The organism is Citrobacter sp. RHBSTW-00017 (genome assembly GCF_013797615.1).
Taxonomy (GTDB): Bacteria; Pseudomonadota; Gammaproteobacteria; order Enterobacterales; family Enterobacteriaceae; genus Citrobacter; species Citrobacter braakii.
Window position 1 is genome coordinate 710,864 of record NZ_CP056899.1, and the last position, 24,549, is coordinate 735,412.

Below are 24,549 nucleotides of genomic sequence, written 5' to 3' on the forward strand. Positions count from 1 at the left end.
ACATGAGGAAACAAGGCCTGATGCAGGTTGGGAATACGGTATTCCCGTGCTGTTCTGTTTTAACTCATTAACGAGTACGTGTATTCCTTCGCATTATTCGCCAGCGTTTGACGTTTTTGCCCGGAATTTACCAGCAGCGATAAGGTGTCGATCCACTTTTGCGGATCGTTGTTCAGCAGTACGCCATTGATATTTTGCTCGATAAAGTCGCTGTACGGGGCGCAATTACTGTAGACCCCCACCGCGCCCATACGCACGAAATCATAAAATTTTACCGGCCCGCGCGCCATATTAAATTCTGATTCCAGTAACGGGGCCAGGCCAATATCAACCCGGTGATGTTGCGTGTAGTCCAGATAGTTCTGCCAGCTCATCGGGTGTAATACCGTCACGCGCGGCAGGTCGCGGTACAGTTTATAAATTTCGTGCTCGCCAAAAATTTCGAAGCTGGCTTGCGGGCACTGGTTCAACACGCCTTCGACCACTTCCCGCAGCCAGTACTTTTCTGCCTGGTGCGAGCTGGAGCCGTGATAGGCAATCTTGACCGGTCGGGTTACGGCCAGCAGACGCGGTGTCGGCTGGGCAGGCACCACATCAGGGTTAAGGTGGGCATATTTATTGGCCAGATAGGGCGTCGAGACCCAGATGCTATCGCAATGGGTGGTGATCCAGCGGTGCTGGGCCGCAGAGCGCCGGATGATTTTCGTCCGGTAGGCTTTAGGTAACGCCGTTAGGGCTGATGGATCGAACAGATCGTCATCCATAAAATAGACCACCTGGGAGAGGTCATCCATGTTGCGCGCAATTTCGCGTTGCCACTGCGAGGAGATAAAACGAATGACCACGATGGCGGCCCCTTTATCCACTTCGATAGCCGACGTGGTTAAGGTATCCACCAGCTGACAGACAGCGCCGGGAAAACGGCTTCTGATCGCCGCTTCAAAATAGGCCAGCGTCGGTGAGTTCCCCTCATGCAGGATCAACAATGAACGGCACTCGGGCCAGCTGTCCGGCTGCGTCTCACTGCTTTGCTTATTCAACTTCAGATATGGTTTAAAGAGTGCCTTTCTGATCAGTTCGTCCATGGCAGCACCACATTAGGAGTATGACTTAACGAGAAATCGGGACGGTCATAGCTCAGGTTGGGATTGTATGCGGGATCGTGCTGGAGCCGCTGCGCCCAGCGTTTTTTTATGTAGCGCAGTTCTCCCTGGGAACGCGCCAGCTGTTCTGGCGTGACATCTTTGCCGCGGGAGACCGACTCATGATGGTACAGCTCGGCAAAGGGGGTCCAGACGATCCGCCAGCCTGCCTCACCCACCCGCAGACAATAATCCACGTCGTTGAAGGCGACCGGCAGATTGACCTCATCTAAGCCGTTCAGGGATAAAAAGAGCTGGCGAGGGGTAAGCAGGCAGGCCGCCGTCACGGCCGACAGCTCCTGAGCGCTCACCGCCCTGCGTTGGTAACCGGGTTCATCGGCGGCCAGCCCACTGTGAAAGTGATCGGCGCACCCACCCGGCCCGACGGCGTCGCCCGCATGCTGCACCCGGCCATCGCCATAAAAGAGCCTCGCCCCGACAATTCCCACGCCCGGACGCAGCAGGTGCGAGACCATCTCATCCAGCCACAGAGGGTTGATCACCTCGGTGTCGTTATTTAGCAGGCAGATAAGCTCGCCTGTGGCCTCGCGCACCCCGGCATTGTTGATGGCGGAGTAGTTGAACGGATGATCCCAGGCGATAACCCGGACCCCGTAATCACGGGTAATACGGGCAAAATAAGCCAGTGTCTCAGGATCGTCGCTCTGGTTATCCATCACTATGATTTCGATATTCGGATAACGGGTGTGCTGCACCAGGCTTTCAATGCACGGCCTGAGATGCGCCAGACCATTGCGGGTGGGAATAATCACCGACACCCGTGGCAGCTCTGCCGGAAGCGGCCAGCGCCAGCGGCAGATCCCATGTGGAGCAGACTCCAGTGTTACCCCGACGGGCAGGTCCTGCAGCAGGCTTGCCAGCGTTTCGTAGCCATCCTGCTGCGGGAGCGTGTCCGGGACATGCATCAACAGGGCAGGGATGTGGGCGATATCCTGCGGTGCAAGCTGGTGGGCCAGCTGCAACCATCCGCGATAACTGTCAGCCCCATCCTGCGGGATAGCGGCGGTACCCTGTTCCCGCCAGAGGCCGCACCAGCCGATATAGTTCTGACTGTGCAGCAGCGTTTCGTTCCAGTCTGGCTTGAAGGCTGGCGAGTGGCGCTTGCCTTTCTCATCCAGCAGATCGTGATCGCCATAGATCCATTTTGCTTCCGGGGTCTGGCGCAACTGGTGTGCCAGCCACACTAACGCAGCCGGGGCGAGTTCAGCGCCCACAGGAATGGCCCATTGCCATTCACCCGCAGGCCTGCCTGCGGCAGGGGGCTGTTCCAGCACGGTGATATGGGTTGTCGGATAACAGAGCGCCGCGATACTGGCCAGCGTGCGCTGGCGTGCCGCCTCATCGCCGCCGTTCACCAGATGCAGACAGACGCGGGGCAGGTTGCCCCAGCGGGTCAGCAGACGCTCGATCAACCTGCGCTCACCGGGCTGGACGATGTCAAAATTCGCCAGCCAGTGTTCGTAGGCGTGCAGCGGCCTGTCATCGCGGATCTTGCCCACCAGGTCGTAAGCCTGCTGTAAATCGGTAAACCACAGATGCCACGACAGCCCCAGACGTTTGCGCTTTTGCGCATTCAGACGCTGATAAAAAGGCCACACCCGGCGTAAACGACGCCAGAGGCTCTTGCCCGCAGACACCTGCGCAAAGCGGGTAATATTCAGCTCACACTCTGCCCCTTCGCTGCTGGCGAGCAGCCCCACCTGGCAAGCACCCACCGGCAGCCAGACCAGCTCCTGTAGGGTGCCGCGACGGGTAATGGGGAGAACCTGTTCATGCCAGATCCCTTCGCTGCACTGCCAGCGCAGGCGGGTTTCACCCCGCGGCTGGCGGGCATGCAGGGTGCCTTGGATCAGGAACCAGCCCGCACGGGTTAAAGAGGTGTCTGGCAGCGCCAGAGGGTGCCAGTGATAATCGCTATGCATTAGAGGATTCACTACCCGGAAGTGGGGAAGGCCACTTCTGACTCCTGTCGAATAAGGGGAAAATGTCTTTTAGCCGATTAACTTTTTAACGCGGGTCGCCAGCCAGGAGTCGCTCTTCTGGGGACTCTCTTCTTCTGGCAAGGCATCCAGCTGCGCCTGCAACGCTGCCATTTCTGCTTTGACTTGAGGGGCCAGCGCGGCCGCCAGCAGGCAGGTTTCGTCATTGCGATCGTGCGCTTTGAAATAGGCTTTGTGTTTTACGCGCTTGGCCGTGGCGGCACTGCCGCGCAGATGTTTACCGAGTAAAAACTCTTCCAGGGATTTGACCGCGTAATGGTTGACCCGCACGCCGTTCCAGACCACTTCAGCACTGACGCCAGGACCATGTTTTGGGTGTAAAACCATGTCATTGCCCAGTGCATCGATATAGCGACCGTAGCGCAGATCGGCAAAATGTGGGTTATGGAAATGGTTCACGCGCTCGGGTTTCACCACGCTTTTCACGTTGTGGTGAACGTTAAATTTCACCGTTGCGCGATGCGTAAAACGCTCCGTCACTAGGCCTTCTTCGGCAAAGAGTTCACCGCTGGAACCAAAAATGGCCCAGTTAAGCGCAATAGCGCTGACGCTTTCGTCTTTAAAATGTGAAGCGAAGAAATCGACCAGGTTTACATCAGGCGACAAAGGCAATAAAAATTCATCAGCATCGATAAAGGCCAGCAGGTCAATATCGCGGGCACAGCTACGTAAAATGCGCTCGTATGCCGGGAGCTGCGGTTTTTGATTAATCACATCCGGTTGGTCGAGAACTGTCACTATCCCAAGACGCGCCAGGGAAGAGAGCAACTCGCGGCTTCCGTCACGACTGCCATTGTCAGCAATCATAAATCCGGTTACGCCCAAAACCCGGTGATACGCTATCCATTCAAGCAGGCCTGCAAATTCATCTTTAACGATGGCGGCAATATAGAGGTTCACTTTGTTATCCAACCGATTATCGGAATGCTGCGCCAGCTACCAGCGAAACGCTGGAAGCTGGCACAAAGGAAAACTTATCAGGCAGGGGAGAAGTTCAACTCCGTTAGCCATGTAATCAAGCCATCAGACTCCAGCCCGATGGAGATTTGAGACGAGAAAGGCACATTAACACTGAAGCCACAGCTTAAGCGGGGATGATTATCCGCGGGTTCCTGCAGGATGGCAGCTATTACATCAGTGCGTTTGACATTGAACGGATAGCTATAGGTAGCGTAATCGTTCTTGATGGCAAGATGTGGAGAGCGTTCGCCCTCAACCAGTAACCAGCCGCGAACTTCAATGCGGCCATGGTTCAGTGTTAAAGGCCCATGCTTCGACGTTGTATCAACGTTCCAGCGCAACTTTGCATCGGAGGTAATCAATGGCGTTGCAGAAAGCGTGTAACGGTTTGTCATTCGGTTTAAACACTCAAGTTATTATTAGTATTAGGTTGGATGAACTACTTACACAGTAAGCGACCAAATTATAGAAAACTTTAGTAATTCATAAGGCCGGATTAACGATACGTTACTCGCTTAAGCATACGGAACAGCAGTCTGTGCTCCACTAAGGCAAGGAAATGAATGCAACCCAGAGGTTGTAGGGACAGTGCATTTTTGATATCTATCTATAGATCAGTCAGATCCAAAAAGATCCCTTGTGTAGACCTTATCCGCTACGTCACTTAACTCGCTCGCCATCCTGTTGCAAAGTATCACGTCGCTAATGGCTTTAAACTCTTCCAAATCGCGAATGACGCGGGAGTTAAAGAAACTCTCTGCTTTGATGGTGGGTTCAAAGACCACCACCTCGATCCCCTTCGCCTTAATGCGCTTCATGATCCCCTGAATGGCGGAAGAGCGGAAGTTATCGGAACCCGCTTTCATGACCAGACGGTGGATCCCAACAACCTTAGGCTTGCGGGCGATCACACTGTCGGCAATAAAATCCTTACGGGTCGTATTAGCATCGACAATTGCGCGAATCAGGTTGTTCGGCACTTCCTGATAGTTCGCCAGCAGCTGTTTGGTATCTTTCGGCAGGCAGTAGCCGCCATAGCCAAACGAAGGGTTGTTGTAGTGCGTACCAATACGCGGATCCAGACCGATACCTTCGATAATCTGACGGCTGTCCAACCCATGAGACTGAGCGTAGGTGTCCAGCTCGTTGAAATACGCAACACGCATAGCGAGATAGGTATTAGCAAACAGCTTTATGGCTTCGGCTTCGGTACTGCCGGTTAACAGCACCTGTACATCCTGTTTAATGGCACCTTCTTTCAGCAGATCGGCAAAACGCTGCGCCCGCTCGCTGCACTCACCCACGACGATACGTGACGGATGAAGATTGTCATACAGCGCACGGCCTTCACGCAGGAACTCGGGAGAGAAAATCAGATTATCCGTACCAAACTCCTGACGCATGCGCTCAGTAAAGCCCACCGGGATAGTGGACTTAATGACCATAACGGCATGCGGATTAATACTCATCACATCGCGGATCACGGCTTCGACGGTATTCGTGTTGAAGTAATTGGTCTCAGGATCGTAATCAGTCGGGGTAGCGATAATGACAAATTCTGCACGTTCATAGGCTTCGAATTTATCCAGCGTGGCCCGCAGATTAAGTGGCTTGTTGGCTAAGTAATCTTCAAGCTCTTTATCAGCAATAGGGGAAAGACCTTGGTTAATCTGCTCAACTTTTTCAGCTACGACGTCAAGGGCAATAACCTGATGATGCTGAGCCAGAAGAACGGCATTCGAAAGACCGACATAGCCGGTACCTGTAATTGTTACATTCATATAAGATTCTTATGCTTTATCCTACGTTTTGATTTGTTTATGTGTTGTAATTTATCTTGCATAAGTGAAGCTATGACCATAAAAGTTTTTTATCTTTCATCTTATTGTTTTATATTACCATCTCGGGTCTTTCTTGGTATAGCTTTATCCTTGTATTAATTATTGATAATATTCATGAAAAAGATCTTAATATGTTTTTAGACAAGATTCATCATAATCAATTAGTTTAATTCAGCCTTAGTGCTGGGTTGATATTCCCGGTTGTTTTTTCAAATATAATTAATTTTTTTATTTGCATAGTTTCCGGTCTTATTAAAATATGAAGCCCATTGAGATAGAGCCTTTTCAGTTATAAATTTTTTACTATGAACTACTCAACGCTTTGATTTGTATCATAATCTAAAAATAAATGACCATCCTGACCAAACAATTTTTTGGTAAAACTGATTCAGATATAAAATGCAGCAATAAAATCCATCTGGGAGATCAATTAATCATAACCCAATTTGAACATTAGTTGAAGTGGGAATAAATATGCTAAATCCACATTTTTTCCGACAGCCCTGTGCAAATTTTCTTTAAAAATGGATTCTACATCCTTTCTTTTTATGTTGTAGAAATGGATTTATACCTCACCATTTATTCAGAGTACGAAGTCAATAGGTTTCTTTTTAAATAAACCCCATCCATTTAAGGTCAATGTGGATGCGTTAATTAAAAGAATGTATTCATTCTTGGTCAATCTGTCTCAAAAAAATTTTTGATATTATGCGGTATTTTTTAAATACGCCTGATTTTTATAACAATAGACACTTAATACTCAGCTAGCTATTTTTTTTGATGAAAGTTGAGTTGTTAGTAATAATTTCAAATGTAAAAGGATTTTACTAAATTATTTCTATATGCTTAAAAATAAGCTAATGCCTCAAGTTTATATTAGGTGTATTATCTCAAAGAAAGATTTTTCATGTTAAATGATAGTTTTGAGGATAAGGTTTGATTCTTAACAATAACCTTTATATCGTTAGAGGCAATAACTTCTAATTCATTATGTGATAATGTTTTTTCTGCAATAATGCCACAATTAATCTTCGCACCGTCAACAACACGTACAACGTCTGGTCTTGAATATTTATTGATTTTAGAAAACTCTATAAAATTATCATTATTATCCAATATATAAATATTCATAATATCATCATCATCAGGTGTAACTGCCCATCCTGTAATCTTTATTAAATCGTTATTAATAACTATTGAATCGATGACACCACGAATGCTTTTATTTATCGAATAATTTATTTTGATATTATCTGGTGCAGATATATTAAGCCCAAGTCCTTTAAGGAAAAAAGATACAAATTCCATTTGATAATATTTAGCAGTTTGGGATTTGAAATTGTTATAAAAAGAAAAATAATATTCTTCTTCAGTTGTAAGTAAAGCGCCTATTAAATGATATCCGGGACCTTTATTGGCTCTATGCATTTCAAGTGTAGATGTTGAAAAATCCTTGACTCGACCTAAAAGTTTTTCCCTTGCACTGGTTTGATAGTTATAAAATTCTTTGTAATGATGATGAATGTAAACTATTTTTGTTTTTTTTGTTTCTGCGCCTAAATTTGTTTTACCAGAATGAAACCCCATATCTAGTGTCAAGCACGTTCCCTTGTAAAAAAACGTTTTTCTTTGCTCATCACTTCTAAAATAATATTGGTTAAATAGAGGGTTGTTATCATAACCTGCATTAATAGCTAAAGTTGATTGACAGCCAATATGATTTTCTAATTCAATTTCAATCGATTTTTTATCCATAAGCAAATCTCCAGGATTCCTTTCATATGCGATAAATTCATCGCAATCTAAAGGAAAGTAAAAATCATAGGGAAATATGCTTTTATCTAAATTTTTTATTTTATCAGAAAAGATTTGCCCTTTTTGTTCGAAATCATTTTTTGTATTAAAGTCCCATGTGACATTTAACCCTTTTGTCTCATAGTTCTTTAGTATATTAATACAAGTTGTGTCAGTAGAACCGTTATCATAGAGGAATATATTTTTAATTCCAAATATCATGATATGATAGTCAAGCCATGGTTTTAATAAGCTTGTTTCATTTTTCTGCATCATCAAACATGCTATTTTCATTTTAGCCTCTGGAAAAAATATCTTTTTAAATAGAGAAATCTTCTCTATCTTTCGTTAAATTTTGGCTATAGAAAGGATCGATCTCAAGATGCTTACCCCATTTTGATTTCATATAATTCACCTCTCTAGTAAATCGAGCTATTTTCTCTGGTGAATCTTCCGCACCACGACTAATCGATTCGTAATGATAAAGTTCAGCGTATGGTGTCCATAGATTACGATAGCCAGCTTCACGGACCTTCAAACAGAAATCTACATCATTGAAAGCAACATGCAAATTTTCTTCATCAAGACCATAAACATATTCGAAAATTTCTTTCCTTATCAATAAACATGCGGCGGTTACTGCTGACAGTGTTTGAACAAGTGACAAACGATGAAAATATCCAGGATGATTTCTTGGGAAGTGTTTATGTGAGTGGCCAGCCACTCCTCCTAAACTAAGAATTACTCCGCCATGTTGTAAGGTATCATTGCTGTAATAGAGTTTGGCACCAACACAACCAATTTCAGGTCGTAAGCATTGACTCACCATTTCAGTCAACCAATCCGGATTAATTACTTCAACATCATTATTAACCAGACCAATAACTGAACCCTTAGCATGACGCGCACCAAAGTTGTTAATCGCTGAGTAATTAAACGGGAAGTCATACGCGAGCACTTTAACGCGTCGATCTTCCTGCTGGATCTGGGCGAAAAACTCCAATGTGTCGGCTTCTACGCTGCCATTATCCAGGATCAGGATCTCGTAGTTGGTATAGGTACTTTTCTCAAGAATACTGCGAACAGCGGTTTCGGTCAGTGAACGTCGATCGCGGGTAGGGATCAGCAAGCTAACCAGTGGGGCAGGTTCCGGTATCGGATAACGTATTCGGTAAGTATTTGGCACTAATCCCGCATCAACTTCTACGCCCGGTTGCTGTGCTGCAAAATAGTCACGCAATGCTTTGATACCCGCATCGGTAGTATAGCTTTTTTCGCCAGATGCCAGCGCAGTGGACCCTTCGATGGTACGCCAGTGATAGAGCACGCGAGGAATATGCACAATTTGCTCAGCTTGCACATGAGGCAAGCAGCGCAGCAGCAAATCTTGATCCTGGCTACCTTCTACACCCAGACGGAATCCACCGATTTGTTGAAGCAATTTGCGGCGATATACCCCGAGGTGAGAAACATAGTTTTGTGAGAAGAACAGATCCGGGTTCCAGTCGCTTTTGAAATGGGGATCAAAGCGCTCGCCACGACCGTTGAGCTTGTCTTCATCGCTGTAAAGGATCTGAGTTTCTGGCTGCGCACAAATGGCTTGCGCCATAAACAGCAGAGCATGTTCCGGCAGGGCATCATCGTGATCCAGTAAGGCCACAAAATCGCCTTTGGCAATTTCCAGGGCGCTGTTAGAGGCTGCCGAAATATGACCATTCTGTTGGCGGTAGACCACGTTAATACGAGGATCTTTAGCTTCATACTCACGCAGCACACGTTGAACATGTTCTTTTGGCGATTTGTCATCTGCAATGCACAATTCCCAGTGCGGGTAGCTTTGCGCGATCACAGAGTCTAAACAGGCGCGTAAGTAGATTTCTGCTGGGTTATATACCGGCATCACTACCGAAATGACGGGAGGCTTAGCCATCATTGCTAGTATTGCGCTTACTTCTGCCTCATTAGGCAGTGATGGGACTTCGACAGTTTCAATCCACTCCTCATAATCAAGCGTAGGTTGAGAATAAATAAAGGTTTCGTTATAAATCTCCATCAAATGTTGAATTGACAGAGTCTTTTCAGCAGCTATAGATTCCTTTATTACTGTTAAATCCATATCGCAGTAATTATGATGTTCTTTTTGAATATGATTAAGTAAAGCTGCTTCAATTTGGCTATCTTCTACTGAAATAATTTCAAACTGATCAACTGAAAACCCAGCGCTTTTTTCTAATGGATCGAAACGCAACGCAACAAGGGGCGATTCAAGATAAAATAAACGGCTAGTAGCTATCGATTTTTTATAAGGTAAACTAACGGCTTCACTTTCATTGAAACCTTTTCCAGTATCAAGATAAAATTTAGCCAGTCCTTGCTTACCTGAGCAATTTATAGTCACATTGAACTGGTGCCAACCTTGTTCTATTTTAGGTAACTTACTTAAGTCAATAATGAAATAGGGATCTTGTCCCTCTGATTGCCAATCATGAAGAGAGCTGTTTGCCACAGAAAGTTGGTTAAGAGTAAGCCAAGGTAAATTCACTTTTGATGTTCTAGGATCCATTGCAGAAGCTACTGGCCAGTCTGCACAGGGTTTTCGTCCCAGCAGAGAACCGTAGCGTTTATAGTGCTCTTTTGCAGGTATTCCTGTCTGGCTTACATCCTGGTAGGTCTGTAAATACCATTTTTCATCGAAGTTGGTCAGCAATTCTTCCCTGTTAAATTCAACTGTCATGGTTATTTTCTCATGTTGTCTGGCAGGCAATGACGTTGTTCTGCCTTTCCGTGCAGGATGTAATGAAGTAATGGATTAATGGTGCCTTGCGCCACGTCAGCGTAAGTATGTAAATACCAGCGCGTATCGAACTGCTCGCTTGGGCTGTACCCTTTATCAGCACCGAGTTGAATAAAGTGCTCAATAGCGGAGAGGCCGGAATCGGCAACTTCCGGATAACGGTGCAAATACCACGGCTCATCAAATAAGCCAGACGCAGCGATACGTTCTGCATTGCTCATTGAGAAAGATGGGGTGGCTGTTGGGCTTTCTTTAAAAGTACGACCCAGCGCACGCACAGGTGCGGTCAATTTCCATGAAACGGTCTGTTTCAGGTTTTGAGCGCGCTCTTTTGCTTTCTGAAGTTGCTGTTCTTTCAAATGCAGTTCACGAGTTACTTGCTCGAGATGGCGTGTCATGGTTGCCAGTTCGCGGAAACGCTCACCGATATTGGCTTCAAGTGCTTCGTTTTGCTTAACGAGTTCACTGGCACGGTTCCTGAGTTGGGTTTGCTCAGCGCGCCATGTTTGCTGATGCAGAAGGTATTCTTCAGCCGCTTTTGCCAGAGCTTGTTCACTCTCTTCCAGTTTTTGGGTAAGGACCGTGATTTCAATAACCTGCTTATTCAGCTTTTGATCCAGGGCATCTAACTGCTGTTGATGCTCTTCAGTAAGTTTCTTGTGTTCGTTTGTGGACGTCTGTTCACGCTCTTCCAGCCATTGTGTCAGCGTGGCGATCTCAGTAAAACGTTCACTCAAGCTTTGATTCAGCTGACTCAATTGTTGCTGAGATTCAGCTTGTTCTGCGTGGTGCCGCTGAAGCAATACCGCAAGTTCATGACGGACTAACTCAAGTTCACTATTTTGTTTATCGATTGTCTGAGTGCTTTCTGCGAGGCTATGGCCCAGTTGAGTAATTTCACCAGCACGAGCATCTAAGGTGCTCACCAATTCCTGCTCACGCGTCTGCCAGATTTGCTGTTCCGCTTCAAACTGCTCCAGCAAAGTGCGACTTGCTGCGAGATCAGTAGTCAGGGCATCGCACTTAATTTGTAGCTCATCATGGGCTTCAGTCAGTGTTTGTTTCTGTTGTTGCCATTGATTGGTTTCGGTCGCCAGAGTTTTACTGAGTTCATCCTGTTGCTGATGTGCTGCAGTCAATTCGGTGGTTAGCTCATTAATCTTCTGTTGCCATTGATTGGTTTCGGTCGCCAGAGTTTTACTGAGTTCATCCTGTTGCTGATGTGCTGCAGTTAATTCGGTGGTTAGCTCATTAATCTTCTGTTGCCAATGGTCAGCTTCGATCGCCAGAGTCTGACTGAGTTCATCCTGTTGCTGATGTGCTGCAGTTAATTCGGTGGTTAGCTCATTAATCTTCTGTTGCCAATGGTCAGCTTCGATCGCCAGAGCCTGACTGAGTTCGTCCTGCTGCTGGTGCGCAGTAGTCAACGCGGTGGTCAGCTCATCGATATGCTGCTGTAATGCGCTGAGTTGTTGTGAATACTCATTAAGCACCACGTTGTTTTTATTAAGTGCGAGAGTCAACTGCGCGGCACGCTGGGTCTCTTCATTAAGGAGCAGTGATTGTTCATGCAGCTGCTGTTGTAGGGCACTCTGCTGTTCCTGCGCTACTGTTTGTTGCTTCAGTAATGACTGCTTTTCTTGCGCAATGAGGTCACGCTCTGCAGTCGTCCGGGTAAATTGCTCCTGAATTTCTGAGAGCATAGTTTCCAGCTTTTGCTGGTTTGCCAGATTCTCGTCACGCTGTTGCTCGCATACGTTAAGAGTCGTTTGCAGTTCGACGGCGTGTTGAGTGGACTTCGCCAGCTCCGCAGTTAATACACTCACCTGCTGCTTCTGGAGGCCAAGCTCGGCGGATTGATCGGCGTGTTGTGCAAGTTTACTTTCCAGCTCTTTTATCGCGTGGTGCTGGGCCGTGATCTTTTCTGCAAGACGACCCCTTTCCAGGGCTTGTTGCTCCATAACATCCTGTGTTTCTGCCTGCTGGTTTGCTTGCAACGCGACCATCTGGCGCTTTATTTCACCGTTTTCCCAGCTATAACCGCAGGCCTTACCCAGACGGGAGAAGACTTCCTGAACTTGTCGCGTTGCAGATGCATTCCCTGAAAGATCGTACAGGCTCATCATCTCTGATGATTGCTCGCTACCTACACCAATCACGCCCAAGCCATGCCCATGGGCGAACTCAAAGTGAGGATACTGTTGCTTAAGCTCATCCAGCAATTGGAATACCCCGAAGCCGCGTTCGCGCACGTTGGTGTCATGCATGATGACAACGGCTCTGTCAGACAGCTTTGGCAGCCAGCTTTCAAAATCATGACGCACCGCTTCAAGGGTATGCAGACCATCAATATGCAATAAATCAATGCTGCCTTGCGGGAAGTGCTCTAACGCCTGATCGAATGTGCTGCGCACGAGGGTGGAAAAGTCAGAGTAATGTTGCTGGTTGTGTTCGGAAACCTGACGATAAACCTCTTCGCCATACTGGCCCGCATGCTCATCGCCACCCCAGGTATCTACTGCATAGCATTGGGTTTCGAGATCTAACTTCGTTATTGCCTGACAGAAAGAAAAATAGGAGCTGCCGTAATGGGTACCCAGTTCAACAATTTTGCGAGGTCGCAGGGTATCGACCAACCAGAAAGCAAAGGGAATATGTTCTAACCAGGCGGATTGTGCAATGTAAGACGGACGCCAGAAAATAGGGCGTTTAAAAATAAAATCCAGCTCGGTATTAATTTGTTTCACTGATGCTTGCTTGCAGTTTGCCTGTGTTCGGCTGCTTTGCTGAGTGCCCATGGGGATATCCCTTCAATATGAGAACAATGATTAATTAACGTGTAACGTGATCGGCAGGGCGACCACTTTATGTTTAGGTTGCGAAAGGCCAGAATCTTATAAAGGTTCTGGTCCTGTTTTTAGCATATGAAACTGTTAGTCCTGATGCTCACGTAGGGTTGCAAGACCCATTACGATCAACCCGTATAACAGGCATAGCAGTACACCGATGGTGGCAAGGTTATAGAGGCGGCGTGGGTATTCAGCATCTTCGGCCAGGGTTGGCTGACTAATCACCAGCAGGTGCTTAAGTTTGCGGTACGCCTCGATTCTGGCTTGTTCCAGGCTGATAAGACCGGTTTTGTAAAGGTCTGCCGCGAGCGTGGCCTGAGTTTGTACATCCATATAGCTGGCGGTCACTTCGTTCATCGCATTTTTATCCGCACCGGTAAGTCTGGATTGTTCCTGCGCCAGTTGCTCGGTCAAAGCATCAACTCGGGCTTGAACAGAAACAACAGCAGGTGCAGTAGCTTTCATGTAGCTTTGCAGTTGCTTTAATTGTGCCTGTTGCTGGGCCAGTTGACCTTCAATATGGCTTACGACACCCATGCGGGCCGTGCTCGTCGATTCTGGACTGATAAGGTGATGGGTGTTTTGGAACTCCAGGACTTTAGCTTTTTCGGCTTGTAATCTTTGGTAGGCGTGATCAACTTCTTTTTCGACAAAGGCCAGTTGTTCCAGTGCGACCTGGTGTCCCAGTTTATTAATAAATCCATCGGATTCTTTCAGCATCAAACCTACCACTTTCTGACCATAAGCAGGGTCAAACGCCTGTAACTCAATAGTCAGCACACCGGAGATATCATCCATGCGTAATGTAAGGTGTTCACGGTAATACTTCAGAAATTCCTCGCGGCTGACATTGCCGGGAAGGCGAGAGAAGTAATCGACTTTATGACTTTGGTAATGGGCTTTCAGTCCCAGTTCTTTATCCAGCTTGTTAAGCAGATGAGCAGACTTGAGGTAGTCCTGAATAAGCAGCACATCCTGATGATTATTTCCCCCTAGCCCCAACATAGAAAGAGCATCGGGCAGCATTTTAATCTGGTCTGCCTGTTTAACCACTAATTCTGCTCGGCTCACATAGCGATCTGAAGCGATGAACCCGCAATAGATAACAGCGATGGCAAAACAAGCCACTACCCACTGAAAACTGCCGAGTTTGAGACTTTTTTTCCATGAGCGGTGGGCAAGTTTGTAACCGCTGGAATCAATAATAAAATGTTTTGGTTTGGTTTTTAATTTGTGCAGCTTGCGCATCAAACCTGAAGATTTGTTAGAGCGGGTTGGCTGGATCATGTTTTTTGGCTTGTTATAGTTTCTGATAAATACTGATGGCATCTTCGATATTGTCGAATATCTCGAGCGTGCTGTTACGCAGCAAAATGCCCATATCGCACTGTTGACGTAAATTTTTCATGTCATGAGAGACCATGATCAGGCTTGCGGTCTCGCGTTTTTGATTGAAGACATCAATACATTTCTGTTTAAAGCGGGCATCACCTACGGAGGTGATTTCATCGGTCAAATAGATTTCAAAATCGAAGGCCATACTGACGGCAAAAGAAAACTTTGATTTCATGCCGCTAGAGTAAGCTTTAATCGGCAGTTCAAAATGTTGGCCGATTTCCGCGAACTCTTTCACCCATTCTTCAATGGCCTGCGTATCGCGCACACCATGGATACGGCAGACAAAGCGAGTATTTTCCCTACCAGTCATACTGCCTTGAAAACCACCCCCCAACGCAAGTGGCCAGGAGACACGACAGTGGCGGGTGACTTTTCCTTTGCTTGGCGTATCCATGCCACCCAGCAGGCGCAGCAGCGTTGATTTACCCGCCCCGTTGGCACCCAAGATACCGATGTTGCGATCGCGGGGTAATGTGATACTTACGTCACGTAGCACATAGTTTCGACCAAATTTGGTGGGGTAATATTTTGAGACGTTATCTAAAATGATCATCGTTATTCGCTTTAGCTGGCAATCAGACGACGATGGCTTAAACGGTAGCAACTCATCGCAAAAGTCAGTAGCACTAATGTGACGCAAGATAAATACACTCCGCTGACATTCGGGCTTTCATATCCAGCGATCCAGCCTGAGCGAATCAGCTCAATAGCATGTACCAGCGGATTCCATAAAAACCAGTGCTGAAACTGCGATGGCACGGTTGCCAGGGGGTACATAACGCAGGAGATAAACATAAGGGGCATCATCAACAAATCGAGAAACTTATTCGCTTCTTTAAATAAACTGCCCAATACGCAAAAAACGATCCCTAATGAAAATGAAAAAATCATTAGTAGGAAATAGATAATGATAACTTCTAAAGGATCGTTGGGAATGGCATCAAAACCAAACCACAATAACCCCAGCACCAGAATGCAGCCAACTACCAGACCAATAATGGCTTCAAGAATGAAACGAGCAACAAAGGTCGCAAAAGGGGTCACTTGTCGATAGCAGAATAAACCCATATTGGCATTGACTGCCGATTTTAACTGGCTGACAACTTTGTTAAAAAACATAAACGGCAAATAACCCGCTGTAATAAATACCTGCACCGGAACACCACCAAAACCACTCTGGCTACGCATCCCAAACACAACACTAAACAGGCTAATCATCAACAGCGGATCCAACAGCGCCCAGGCATACCCCAGTCGGTAACTCCCAAATCGTGTTTTCAGTTCACGGATAAGCAGGCCAAACGTTACATCGCGCAGCACCTGGAACGAGCTGCGGGGCGTTTGATTGAGAACAGGTTTAAGCATGAGAAGGCCGATATAACAGAACGGGCCGGCTTTTCAGCAAGCCCGTTTTGAGGGTTAATTCAGGACCACGTTGGCCGCCACGGCAACCTGATAGATGACCTGGGTAATGTCTTTGATGGACTGCATCATTTTGCTGTCCACTTTCGGCATGACCAGAATCTGATCGCCCGGCATCACATCACCACCGTCTTTAAACTCCATCAGCCCGTTGGCATGGACCACCGCAATACGCTTGTCGTTCGCACGGTCGGTAAAGCCACCTGCCCAGGCCACATAGTCCTCCAGACTGGCGCTTTTGTTGAAGACCACCGCCTGCGGCATCATCACTTCGCCACCCACCTGAATCAGGTCGGTCTTGTTCGGGATCACAATCTGGTCGCCCTGTTCCAGCAGGATATTGGCAATCACGCCTTTATCCGACACCACCACTTTACCCAGCGGCTGGATCTTGCGGGCTTTTTCCACGAAGCGCATCACCAGTTCGGCCTCTTTGGTGCGAATAGAGGCTTCACCGTCGGAACTGGCTGGCGCGGTGAACACGCTACGCTCCAGACGGTTGAGGGAGTCTTCCAGCATCTCTTTCTGCCGCGCGGCCACGCTCTTACGCATGATGTAGATCGAGCCGTAATCTGCCATGTTCGGGTCAATCGGAATGTGATTCAGCAGATCGTGCAGACGGGTCTCTTTACGCACGGTGAAGTAAGACGGGCCACGGTAGCTGCCCATCACCTGCACGTCGTAAACCTGAGCATGCATATCGTCGTTAAACAGCACTTTGTCGCCGTCGCTCAGCTGAATGCGGTCAAAATCCTTGTACGGCATATAGACCGAGAATGGGCCGCTGGAACGATCGCCAATCACGCCCACGTGACTCACCTTGGCGAGCGGCAGGGCATAATCGATCAGCTCAGAGCCGAGCGCGGTGCTGTTTTTCAACTCGAAGCGGAACGGGTTACGCACTTTACCGGCCACGTTGATCATCGGCCCCTGCGGTTCCACCAGGATCACATCCTGATCCTTCAGCGACAGCTTCGGCATTTTGCCCTGCTGCATAAACTCGTACAGGTCGATCTGCTGAATAACCCGGTTCTGACGTAAAACTTTAATATGACGGTAGCTGCCGCGATCGGAATCGATGCCCCCTGCGCGTTTCAGAAAATATAAAACGCTATCGGAAGATTGTCCGGCATATTGCCCTGGACGGATCACCGGGCCGGTGACAAATACGCTGACCGGCGTCGCGGTAAGTAAATTTACGTAAACATTAACGTTGTTGGTAAATACTTCGCTGATGTGGCTGGTCACTAAGTTGTTGACTTTACTTGCCGCCACATTTTTCACATTAATTGGTCCGACATCAGGGATAAAAATATTGCCCTGGTTGTCAACCGTGACCACGTTGGAAAAATTGACAGCACCCCAGATCCAAATATTCAGCTTGTCGCCGGGAGCGATCAGATAATTATCGTTTAAGCCGTCGCTGCGCTCGGTTTCATAGCCACCGGCAAACAGGTTAGCGCCGTAAGGCGGGGGCAGGCCGGACTCGGACTGGGGCAGTAATTTACGCACATCGGACTCGCCCGGCAGGAGCATGCCCTGGCGGTTTTGCTGCGCAAAGGTCCCTGTGGTGGAGGAGGTGTTCGCCTGGCCGCTCATCGCTTGTTCACCGCCGAGCTGCAGTCGGCCATCACCGGTATCTGCGGGGGCGTTCATCCCAAATGCCTGGGCATCTTCTTTAGAAGGTGCAGCAAAGGCAGCGCAAGAGGCGCAGGCCAGCAACAGAATGGCACTCAATTGCCGAAGTTTCGTTATCTTCACAACTTTTCTCTTCTAAATTATTGCACGGCAAGCAGATTGCTGGCGGATGCCTGTTCCAGTTGCGGCACCAGGTACCAGGTGTCACCGCTTTTGCAGGTCACGCCATGCTGCGATTGGTTGTAGTTACGGTTACGCAGCAGTTCAATGCATTCCAGACCCAGGGCAGAGACATAACGTTGGCCCAGGATATAGGTATTGCCATTGGCGCTAAGTGCAGCGCCCTGCGGCAGGGTGTTCAGGGGTTGTTGCAGGTTGGCTGACATGGTCTGGAGTGTGGTAGAAGCGGCCGGATTGACAAGCGGTCGGGAGGCTTCAACCTGCTTCGGAGAATATGCACAGCCACTCAGGATGAGGGCGAGCGAAATCACCAGAAGGCGAGTTGCGTTCTTCATTTGTAAATATTTTCCATGTATTCGGAACCTGGCGTGTGAATATAAAAATTCGTAGGTACCCGACTGTTTATATTGCCCAAAAAGTTGACCCGAAGGCCAGGGAGCAGAGGCGCATAGCTGAGGAAGTGAAGCAATAAAGGGCAAAAAAAAGGTAGGCTACCGCACGGAAAATGACGATTCCGGTTAGAAAGTGTTCAATTTGCTTTAGGATGCTGCCATAAAAAAACTATTCAGTAAACAACTAAATCGTTTTTTATTATTCATGAAAGTGTTTTTGTGTGGCGAAGATTACATTAATTTGCAGATTGTGTCATTTCAAATTTCAGAAATCAGCTCTGAAAAAGGGGAAAAGTCCGAAAGACTATTAACTCTGGTGGGGGTGGCAAAAGCGTATATTGGACATTAGTTTCTGATAGTGATTGTTTCAATTTCAGAGAGTGGAAAACAAATAAGCGCCAGCCGAAATTCGACTGGCGAAGGGGTATTAAACGGTTATTTCTTGTTCAATTAAGGGGTTTGAGGGCCAATGATGTAAAAAACCACGCTAAGGAGGTAATTCATTGTTTAAATTGAGATTTAACGGCCTCAATTCCCCCTTCATAATATCCTCCGGTAGTGTGAACGTATAATGTCCCAGCATGTTGATATGACCATGCATCAGAGGCGAAAGCCGCGCGATATGTTCATCTTCTGGCCCTTCCCCAGTGCTACGCAGGTGCGACAAGGCTTCCTGCATATAAAGCGTATTCCACAGCACCACTGCGTTTGTCACCAGACCCAGCGCACCCAACTGATCTTCCTGCCCCTCGCGGTAACGTTTTCTGATCTCACCACGCTGACCGTAGCAAATGGCTCTTGCCACGGCATGGCGACCTTCGCCCCGGTTAAGCTGTGTTAGGATCCTGCGGCGATAGTCCTCATCATCAATATAGTTGAGAAGATACAGTGTCTTGTTAACTCTTCCGACCTCCATTATTGCCTGAGCAAGCCCTGACGGTCGGGTACTTCTCAATAGCGATCGAATGAGTTCTGACGCATGAATTGTGCCCAGCTTCAGCGAACCTGCAACCCGCATCATCTCATCCCAGTGGCTTTCGATTTTAGAAAGGTCAACACAACCCCGAGCCAGTTCGTCCAACGCCCCGTAATTCGCTGCTTTGTCAGCCCGCCAGAACACCGCCTCACCAGCATCCGCCAGACGAGGTGAAAATTGGTATCCCAGTAGCCAGAACAAGCCAAAGATAATGTCACTGGTACCTGCTGTGTCCGTCATGATTTCAACCGGGTTTAGTCCCGTTTGTTGCTCAAGTAGTCCCTCCAGCACAAAAATGGAATCCCACAGCGTTCCAGGGATCACTATGCCATGAAAACCCGAATATTGGTCAGAGACAAAGTTGTACCAGGTAATGCCGCGCCCTGAACCAAAGTATTTTCTGTTGGGGCCAGAATTCACCGTTTTCACTGGTGTGACAAAACGCATACCATCAGCGGAGGCCACCTCACCGCCACCCCAGTATCCTGCCAACGCTAACGAGGACTGAAAATCAACCAGCCGCGCATTGGCGCTGACCAGCGTTTCTGCTCGGATGTAGTTCTGTTTCACCCAGCTCAGGCGATGGCGGGTCAGTGCAGGGATATTGTGCTTGATCAGCGGCTCATGTCCGATATTGCAGGCCTCAGCCAGCATCACCGCACACAGGCTTATATGCAGATCCTGCGCGCGGGCACCTGACTCGCTGACATGGCTGAATTCACGGGTGAAACCCGTTCTGGCGTCAATCTCAAGCAACAGTTCTGTCAGGTCAACGGGTGGGAGCAATTGTCTGACTCGGCTGCTCAGTCGTATCAGCGCCGGTGGCTCATCCAATTTATCCAGGCTGCTGATGGTCAGCGAAGGATGTTTACCTTCATTGCAGATGTCTACGGCGGTATTGCGGTCAAAACGTGATGCCACCGTTTTCCAGGTTTCATCCAACCGTGCTGCCAATTGCACCGATGCTTTACTGCCATTGGTGGGGTGACCCAATGCCCGGCACACTGGAACCCGCTGCGCCTGCCATTCCTCCCCCTGAAGAAGTTTTTGGCGCGGATCACCCCAACGATCGCTGTTTTCCAACCAGATGTCACGACTGCGTAGCGCATCCTGAAGTCGCTCCAGCAGACACAACGAGTAACCCGCTCGCTGTATCCGACCTTCAGCATCGTACACCAGGCGTTTCCAAGGGCCTGAAATGATATGCTCAGGTGCATCGTCCAGGATCCGTTTTTTCGAGCCGTTTAGCTCTGCCAGGTAATGGATGGCCGCGAGGGTATGTTCACCGTCTGGAGCCGCCCGGAAGTGCAGATCGCGCAGTAGTGCGGGCAAAAAACGCCTTACCCGTCCGTACTGCTCCACCATTTCATCCTGAAAGTTTGTATCCTGGGGGCGGGCCAGTTCATTCACTTTTTCCACTGACTCTGCCAGTCTGGCGACAGGTACACTGCTGAATATGGTCTTTCGCAGCAAATCATCACCAGTATCTTCATCAAGTAAAAGTGCACATGCCCGCGCCAGCAACAACGCCGCACGGTCAAGATCCTTGAGCGTCCTAAGTCGCTTTTTCTGCCCGGTTTTCTTCGCCTCCCTGGTAATATTGAGGATCAGCATATCCAGCACGTCAACGGCCTCGTCCAGCGCCGAGATTTCTTGCGCTTTCACGAACGCGGTAAGGATAGCCAGCCGCCGTTCTTCTGGCATTCTGCTGATATATTTCACCGATGCCATTCCGGCATAGCGTGCCAAGTTGCGGAGCTGTATGGCAGGCAGCCCAGTGAAATTCAGGCAGGAAAATTCCAGGCTGCGCAGGCGAGTGTAACGTTCAAGTGCTTCAGTGAATGCGGGGCCGCTGATAGTGACAGGGCCTCTTTTTAGGTGCTCCATCACTGAGAGTCGCTGTCCTTCGGGGATTTCAAGTAACCCAGCCAGTTGTGCGGCCTGCCAACGGTTTGGCAGCGCGGCCAATTTTCGCCATAAGCGGCGGGTCGCACGCTCACGGATTTCACCAATGACCCTCGTAAGGGTGGATGCGGCTGGCAACAACACTTTATTTTGAAGCAACCACGCGGTGGCAAAATCGAACATCAGTCCGGGGTGTTCATTACTGAGCCATGCACGAGTATACAGCAATCGCTTCAGTCTGAACGACCACGGGAAATCACCGAAATCATGATAGCTGTAGTGCTGCCTGATAAGCCCGTGGTGCTCCCAACGTGTATTTTCCCTTTGAGCATAGCGGGAGATGATCTCTGGATAGCGGATGTTAAGTTGCCTTGCGACATAAAACTGGACACCGGGCGGTATTTGCATGAGATCGGGCAAGAAGGTTCCCAGAAAGCGGGCGGTTGTGAGTTGAAGGGCAATCCCCAACCGGTTATGCCTGCCCCTACGTAGGTTGATGAAAGTAAGGTCTCGCTCATCAAGATGAAAATACCGTGCCAGTTGGATCTCGTTTGGCTCTGCGGCATAACGCCCGTAGTTCTGTGTCTGTTTGTCGGTCAGAAAATCAGCAGCCATCACGCATCCTTTCATTATTTATTGATCCGTATTATTTTGGCGGTATCAGATATTATAAATTTTGAGACCAATGAAAACTGCCCTAAACATGAGTATCAAAAATCGTGATTTATGCCTTATGATACTACGCAGTATCAATATCGATTTATGAGACCAAAATGGCATTATTAGGGTATGCAAGAGTATCAACCAGCCATCAGAAACTGACGAGCCAGGTTACTGAGCTCAACACAGCGGGAGTGAGGGATGATCGAGTGTTTACTGACATGATGTCGGGAGCAACTGAATCGCCATGGGTTTAACAGACACCTCAGAGTCATTTAAGATGGCTTAAAGAGAGGTGCCCATGAGCGGTAAGCGTTATCCCGAAGAGTTTAAAACTGAAGCAGTCAAACAGGTTGTTGATCGCGGTTATTCTGTTGCCAGCGTTGCAACACGTCTCGATATCACCACCCACAGCCTTTACGCCTGGATAAAGAAGTACGGTCCGGATTCTTCCACTAATAAAGAACAGTCAGATGCTCAGGCCGAGATCCGCCGTCTCCAGAAAGAGCTGAAACGGGTTACCGACGAACGGGACATATTAAAAAAAGCCGCTGTAGATTCAATTGGTCAACGCAACAGTTATGTGAAAACATGGGGTTGCGGAGGTTTTTTGAATGAGACGAACATTTACAGCAGAGGAAAAAGCCTCTGTTTTTGAACTATGGAAGAACGGAACAGGCTTCAGTGAAATAGCGAATATCCTGGGTTCAAAACCCGGAACGATCTTCACTATGTTAAGGGATACTGGCGGCATAAAACCCCATGAGCGTAAGCGGGCTGTAGCTCACCTGACACTGTCTGAGCGCGAGGAGATACGAGCTGGTTTGTCAGCCAAAATGAGCATTCGTGCGATAGCTACTGCGCTGAATCGCAGTCCTTCGACGATCTCACGTGAAGTTCAGCGTAATCGGGGCAGACGCTATTACAAAGCTGTTGATGCTAATAACCGAGCCAACAGAATGGCGAAAAGGCCAAAACCGTGCTTACTGGATCAAAATTTACCATTGCGAAAGCTTGTTCTGGAAAAGCTGGAGATGAAATGGTCTCCAGAGCAAATATCAGGATGGTTAAGGCGAACAAAACCACGTCAAAAAACGCTGCGAATATCACCTGAGACAATTTATAAAACGCTGTACTTTCGTAGCCGTGAAGCGCTACACCACCTGAATATACAGCATCTGCGACGGTCGCATAGCCTTCGCCATGGCAGGCGTCATACCCGCAAAGGCGAAAGAGGTACGATTAACATAGTGAACGGAACACCAATTCACGAACGTTCCCGAAATATCGATAACAGACGCTCTCTGGGGCATTGGGAGGGCGATTTAGTCTCAGGTACAAAAAACTCTCATATAGCCACACTTGTAGACCGAAAATCACGTTATACGATCATCCTTAGACTCAGGGGCAAAGATTCTGTCTCAGTAAATCAGGCTCTTACCGACAAATTTCTGAGTTTACCGTCAGAACTCAGAAAATCACTGACATGGGACAGAGGAATGGAACTGGCCAGACATCTAGAATTTACTGTCAGTACCGGCGTTAAAGTTTACTTCTGCGATCCTCAGAGTCCTTGGCAGCGGGGAACAAATGAGAATACAAATGGGCTAATTCGGCAGTACTTTCCTAAAAAGACATGTCTTGCCCAATATACTCAACATGAACTAGATCTGGTTGCTGCTCAGCTAAACAACAGACCGAGAAAGACACTGAAGTTCAAAACACCGAAAGAGATAATTGAAAGGGGTGTTGCATTGACAGATTGAATCTACAGCGGCGTACTTCGCAAAGCTGTCCGACTGAGGTACGCCTTTATCCGTGACAACTCCTGTTGCTGGCCTGTTCGCCTGCTCTGTCGGGTGCTGGATGTTCATCCCAGTGGTTTTTACGCCTGGCTTCAGCAGCCGCATTCACAACGCCATCAGGCAGACCTGAGACTGACAGGACAGATTAAACAGTTCTGGCTGGAATCGGGATGCGTCTATGGTTATCGCAAAATCCATCTGGATCTGCGGGACAGCGGGCAACAGTGCGGAGTGAACCGGGTCTGGCGACTGATGAAACGTGTCGGGATAAAGGCTCAGGTCGGATACCGGAGCCCGCGGGCACGTAAAGGCGAGGCCAGTATCGTGTCGCCCAACAGGCTCCAGCGACAGTTCAATCCGGATGCTCCGGATGAGCGTTGGGTAACGGACATAACCTACAGTGTGCCCGGAGTTCAGGGCGGGCATGGATGCTTAAATGAACCGCGAGTCTGTCTGGAATATTGAACCGGTAACTCACGATGAGAAACCCAACAATCCCACCGGGTGTGACGGTGGAGAACCTGAGCGGCAGTGACCTGCGGCATGCCCGCAGGGTGATGTAACCCGCTGACAACGGGGATTGAGGCGAGATCACTAAGCCGAGATGATCCTCAAGGTTAAGTACTGAAAGGCTGAAGAACATGAACCCGTTAATCCGCCTCTGTGGGTTGAAAACGTCACCACGGCCTACGTGATCTGACAGGCCGTGCAGGAGGAACTGGCAGTGATACGTAAGCACTGCCGGTCGAAGGTGTTTTGACATGTATGCGAA

The 24,549-nt window shown here is 48.2% G+C and carries 15 protein-coding genes and 3 pseudogenes; 4 read left to right on the top strand and 14 right to left on the bottom strand.

Annotated elements, in window-relative coordinates:
* Nucleotides 1-59 precede the first annotated feature (59 nt).
* The 14 genes from HV037_RS03420 to HV037_RS03485 all read right to left on the bottom strand — a co-directional run bounded on the left by HV037_RS03420 (nt 60) and on the right by HV037_RS03485 (nt 21,927).
* Nucleotides 60-1,085, bottom strand: coding sequence for a glycosyltransferase family 1 protein (locus tag HV037_RS03420; RefSeq protein ID WP_181545576.1), 1,026 nt, complete (start codon nt 1,083-1,085; stop codon nt 60-62).
* Nucleotides 1,073-3,085, bottom strand: coding sequence for a glycosyltransferase family 2 protein (locus HV037_RS03425; protein ID WP_181545577.1), 2,013 nt, complete (start codon nt 3,083-3,085; stop codon nt 1,073-1,075). Before HV037_RS03425 ends, HV037_RS03420 begins: the two co-directional genes overlap by 13 nt.
* 69 nt (nt 3,086-3,154) lie before the next feature.
* On the bottom strand, nt 3,155-4,063 hold the full coding sequence (locus HV037_RS03430; protein WP_181545578.1) for a glycosyltransferase family 92 protein: 909 nt from the start codon (nt 4,061-4,063) through the stop codon (nt 3,155-3,157).
* A gap of 77 nt (nt 4,064-4,140) precedes the next feature.
* Nucleotides 4,141-4,518, bottom strand: coding sequence for a hypothetical protein (locus tag HV037_RS03435; RefSeq protein ID WP_181545579.1), 378 nt, complete (start codon nt 4,516-4,518; stop codon nt 4,141-4,143).
* 219 nt (nt 4,519-4,737) lie between these two features.
* Nucleotides 4,738-5,904, bottom strand: a complete 1,167-nt coding sequence (locus HV037_RS03440; protein ID WP_181545580.1) for a nucleotide sugar dehydrogenase — start codon at nt 5,902-5,904, stop codon at nt 4,738-4,740.
* A 945-nt stretch (nt 5,905-6,849) separates the two neighbouring features.
* Nucleotides 6,850-8,052, bottom strand: coding sequence for a glycosyltransferase family 2 protein (locus HV037_RS03445; RefSeq protein WP_155166283.1), 1,203 nt, complete (start codon nt 8,050-8,052; stop codon nt 6,850-6,852).
* Nucleotides 8,053-8,077: 25 nt separating this feature from the next.
* A complete protein-coding gene (locus tag HV037_RS03450; RefSeq protein ID WP_181545581.1) occupies nt 8,078-10,492 on the bottom strand; it encodes a glycosyltransferase family 2 protein in 2,415 nt (804 codons plus the stop codon).
* A 2-nt stretch (nt 10,493-10,494) separates the two neighbouring features.
* Entirely contained in the window at nt 10,495-13,299 is a 2,805-nt protein-coding gene (locus HV037_RS03455; RefSeq protein ID WP_249414957.1) for a class I SAM-dependent methyltransferase, read from the bottom strand.
* Between the two features lie 186 nt (nt 13,300-13,485).
* Complete coding sequence (locus HV037_RS03460) at nt 13,486-14,688, bottom strand: sugar transporter (protein WP_181545583.1); 1,203 nt, start codon at nt 14,686-14,688, stop codon at nt 13,486-13,488.
* Nucleotides 14,689-14,701: 13 nt separating this feature from the next.
* A complete protein-coding gene (locus HV037_RS03465) occupies nt 14,702-15,352 on the bottom strand; it encodes an ABC transporter ATP-binding protein (protein ID WP_181545584.1) in 651 nt (216 codons plus the stop codon).
* 11 nt (nt 15,353-15,363) lie between these two features.
* Nucleotides 15,364-16,164 (bottom strand): ABC transporter permease, encoded by an 801-nt coding sequence (locus HV037_RS03470; RefSeq protein WP_172747760.1) that lies wholly within the window; start codon nt 16,162-16,164, stop codon nt 15,364-15,366.
* Nucleotides 16,165-16,218: 54 nt separating this feature from the next.
* Entirely contained in the window at nt 16,219-17,982 is a 1,764-nt protein-coding gene (locus tag HV037_RS03475; RefSeq protein WP_130587875.1) for a polysaccharide biosynthesis/export family protein, read from the bottom strand.
* A 17-nt stretch (nt 17,983-17,999) separates the two neighbouring features.
* On the bottom strand, nt 18,000-18,374 hold the full coding sequence (locus tag HV037_RS03480) for a hypothetical protein (protein WP_181545585.1): 375 nt from the start codon (nt 18,372-18,374) through the stop codon (nt 18,000-18,002).
* Between the two features lie 544 nt (nt 18,375-18,918).
* On the bottom strand, nt 18,919-21,927 hold the full coding sequence (locus HV037_RS03485) for a Tn3 family transposase (protein ID WP_181545586.1): 3,009 nt from the start codon (nt 21,925-21,927) through the stop codon (nt 18,919-18,921).
* Between the two features lie 158 nt (nt 21,928-22,085).
* Here HV037_RS03485 and HV037_RS03490 point away from each other — a divergent pair.
* The 4 genes and pseudogenes from HV037_RS03490 to HV037_RS03505 form a co-directional block, all read left to right on the top strand.
* Nucleotides 22,086-22,214, top strand: a pseudogene (locus HV037_RS03490) (recombinase family protein); the annotation flags it as partial.
* 59 nt (nt 22,215-22,273) lie between these two features.
* A pseudogene (locus HV037_RS03495) lies at nt 22,274-22,519 on the top strand (transposase); the annotation flags it as partial.
* A 67-nt stretch (nt 22,520-22,586) separates the two neighbouring features.
* A complete protein-coding gene (locus HV037_RS03500; RefSeq protein ID WP_001254932.1) occupies nt 22,587-23,738 on the top strand; it encodes an IS30-like element IS30 family transposase in 1,152 nt (383 codons plus the stop codon).
* 9 nt (nt 23,739-23,747) lie between these two features.
* Nucleotides 23,748-24,176, top strand: a pseudogene (locus HV037_RS03505) (IS3 family transposase); the annotation flags it as partial.
* Between the last annotated feature and the right edge of the window lie 373 nt (nt 24,177-24,549).

Coding starts and splice junctions, on each gene's coding strand:
- HV037_RS03420 (WP_181545576.1), bottom strand. CDS start 1,085: ATGGACGAACTGATCAGAAAGGCACTCTTTAAACCATATCTGAAGTTG.
- HV037_RS03425 (WP_181545577.1), bottom strand. CDS start 3,085: ATGCATAGCGATTATCACTGGCACCCTCTGGCGCTGCCAGACACCTCT.
- HV037_RS03435 (WP_181545579.1), bottom strand. CDS start 4,518: ATGACAAACCGTTACACGCTTTCTGCAACGCCATTGATTACCTCCGAT.
- HV037_RS03440 (WP_181545580.1), bottom strand. CDS start 5,904: ATGAATGTAACAATTACAGGTACCGGCTATGTCGGTCTTTCGAATGCC.
- HV037_RS03445 (WP_155166283.1), bottom strand. CDS start 8,052: ATGAAAATAGCATGTTTGATGATGCAGAAAAATGAAACAAGCTTATTA.
- HV037_RS03450 (WP_181545581.1), bottom strand. CDS start 10,492: ATGACAGTTGAATTTAACAGGGAAGAATTGCTGACCAACTTCGATGAA.
- HV037_RS03460 (WP_181545583.1), bottom strand. CDS start 14,688: ATGATCCAGCCAACCCGCTCTAACAAATCTTCAGGTTTGATGCGCAAG.
- HV037_RS03465 (WP_181545584.1), bottom strand. CDS start 15,352: ATGATCATTTTAGATAACGTCTCAAAATATTACCCCACCAAATTTGGT.
- HV037_RS03470 (WP_172747760.1), bottom strand. CDS start 16,164: ATGCTTAAACCTGTTCTCAATCAAACGCCCCGCAGCTCGTTCCAGGTG.
- HV037_RS03480 (WP_181545585.1), bottom strand. CDS start 18,374: ATGAAGAACGCAACTCGCCTTCTGGTGATTTCGCTCGCCCTCATCCTG.
- HV037_RS03485 (WP_181545586.1), bottom strand. CDS start 21,927: ATGGCTGCTGATTTTCTGACCGACAAACAGACACAGAACTACGGGCGT.
- HV037_RS03500 (WP_001254932.1), top strand. CDS start 22,587: ATGAGACGAACATTTACAGCAGAGGAAAAAGCCTCTGTTTTTGAACTA.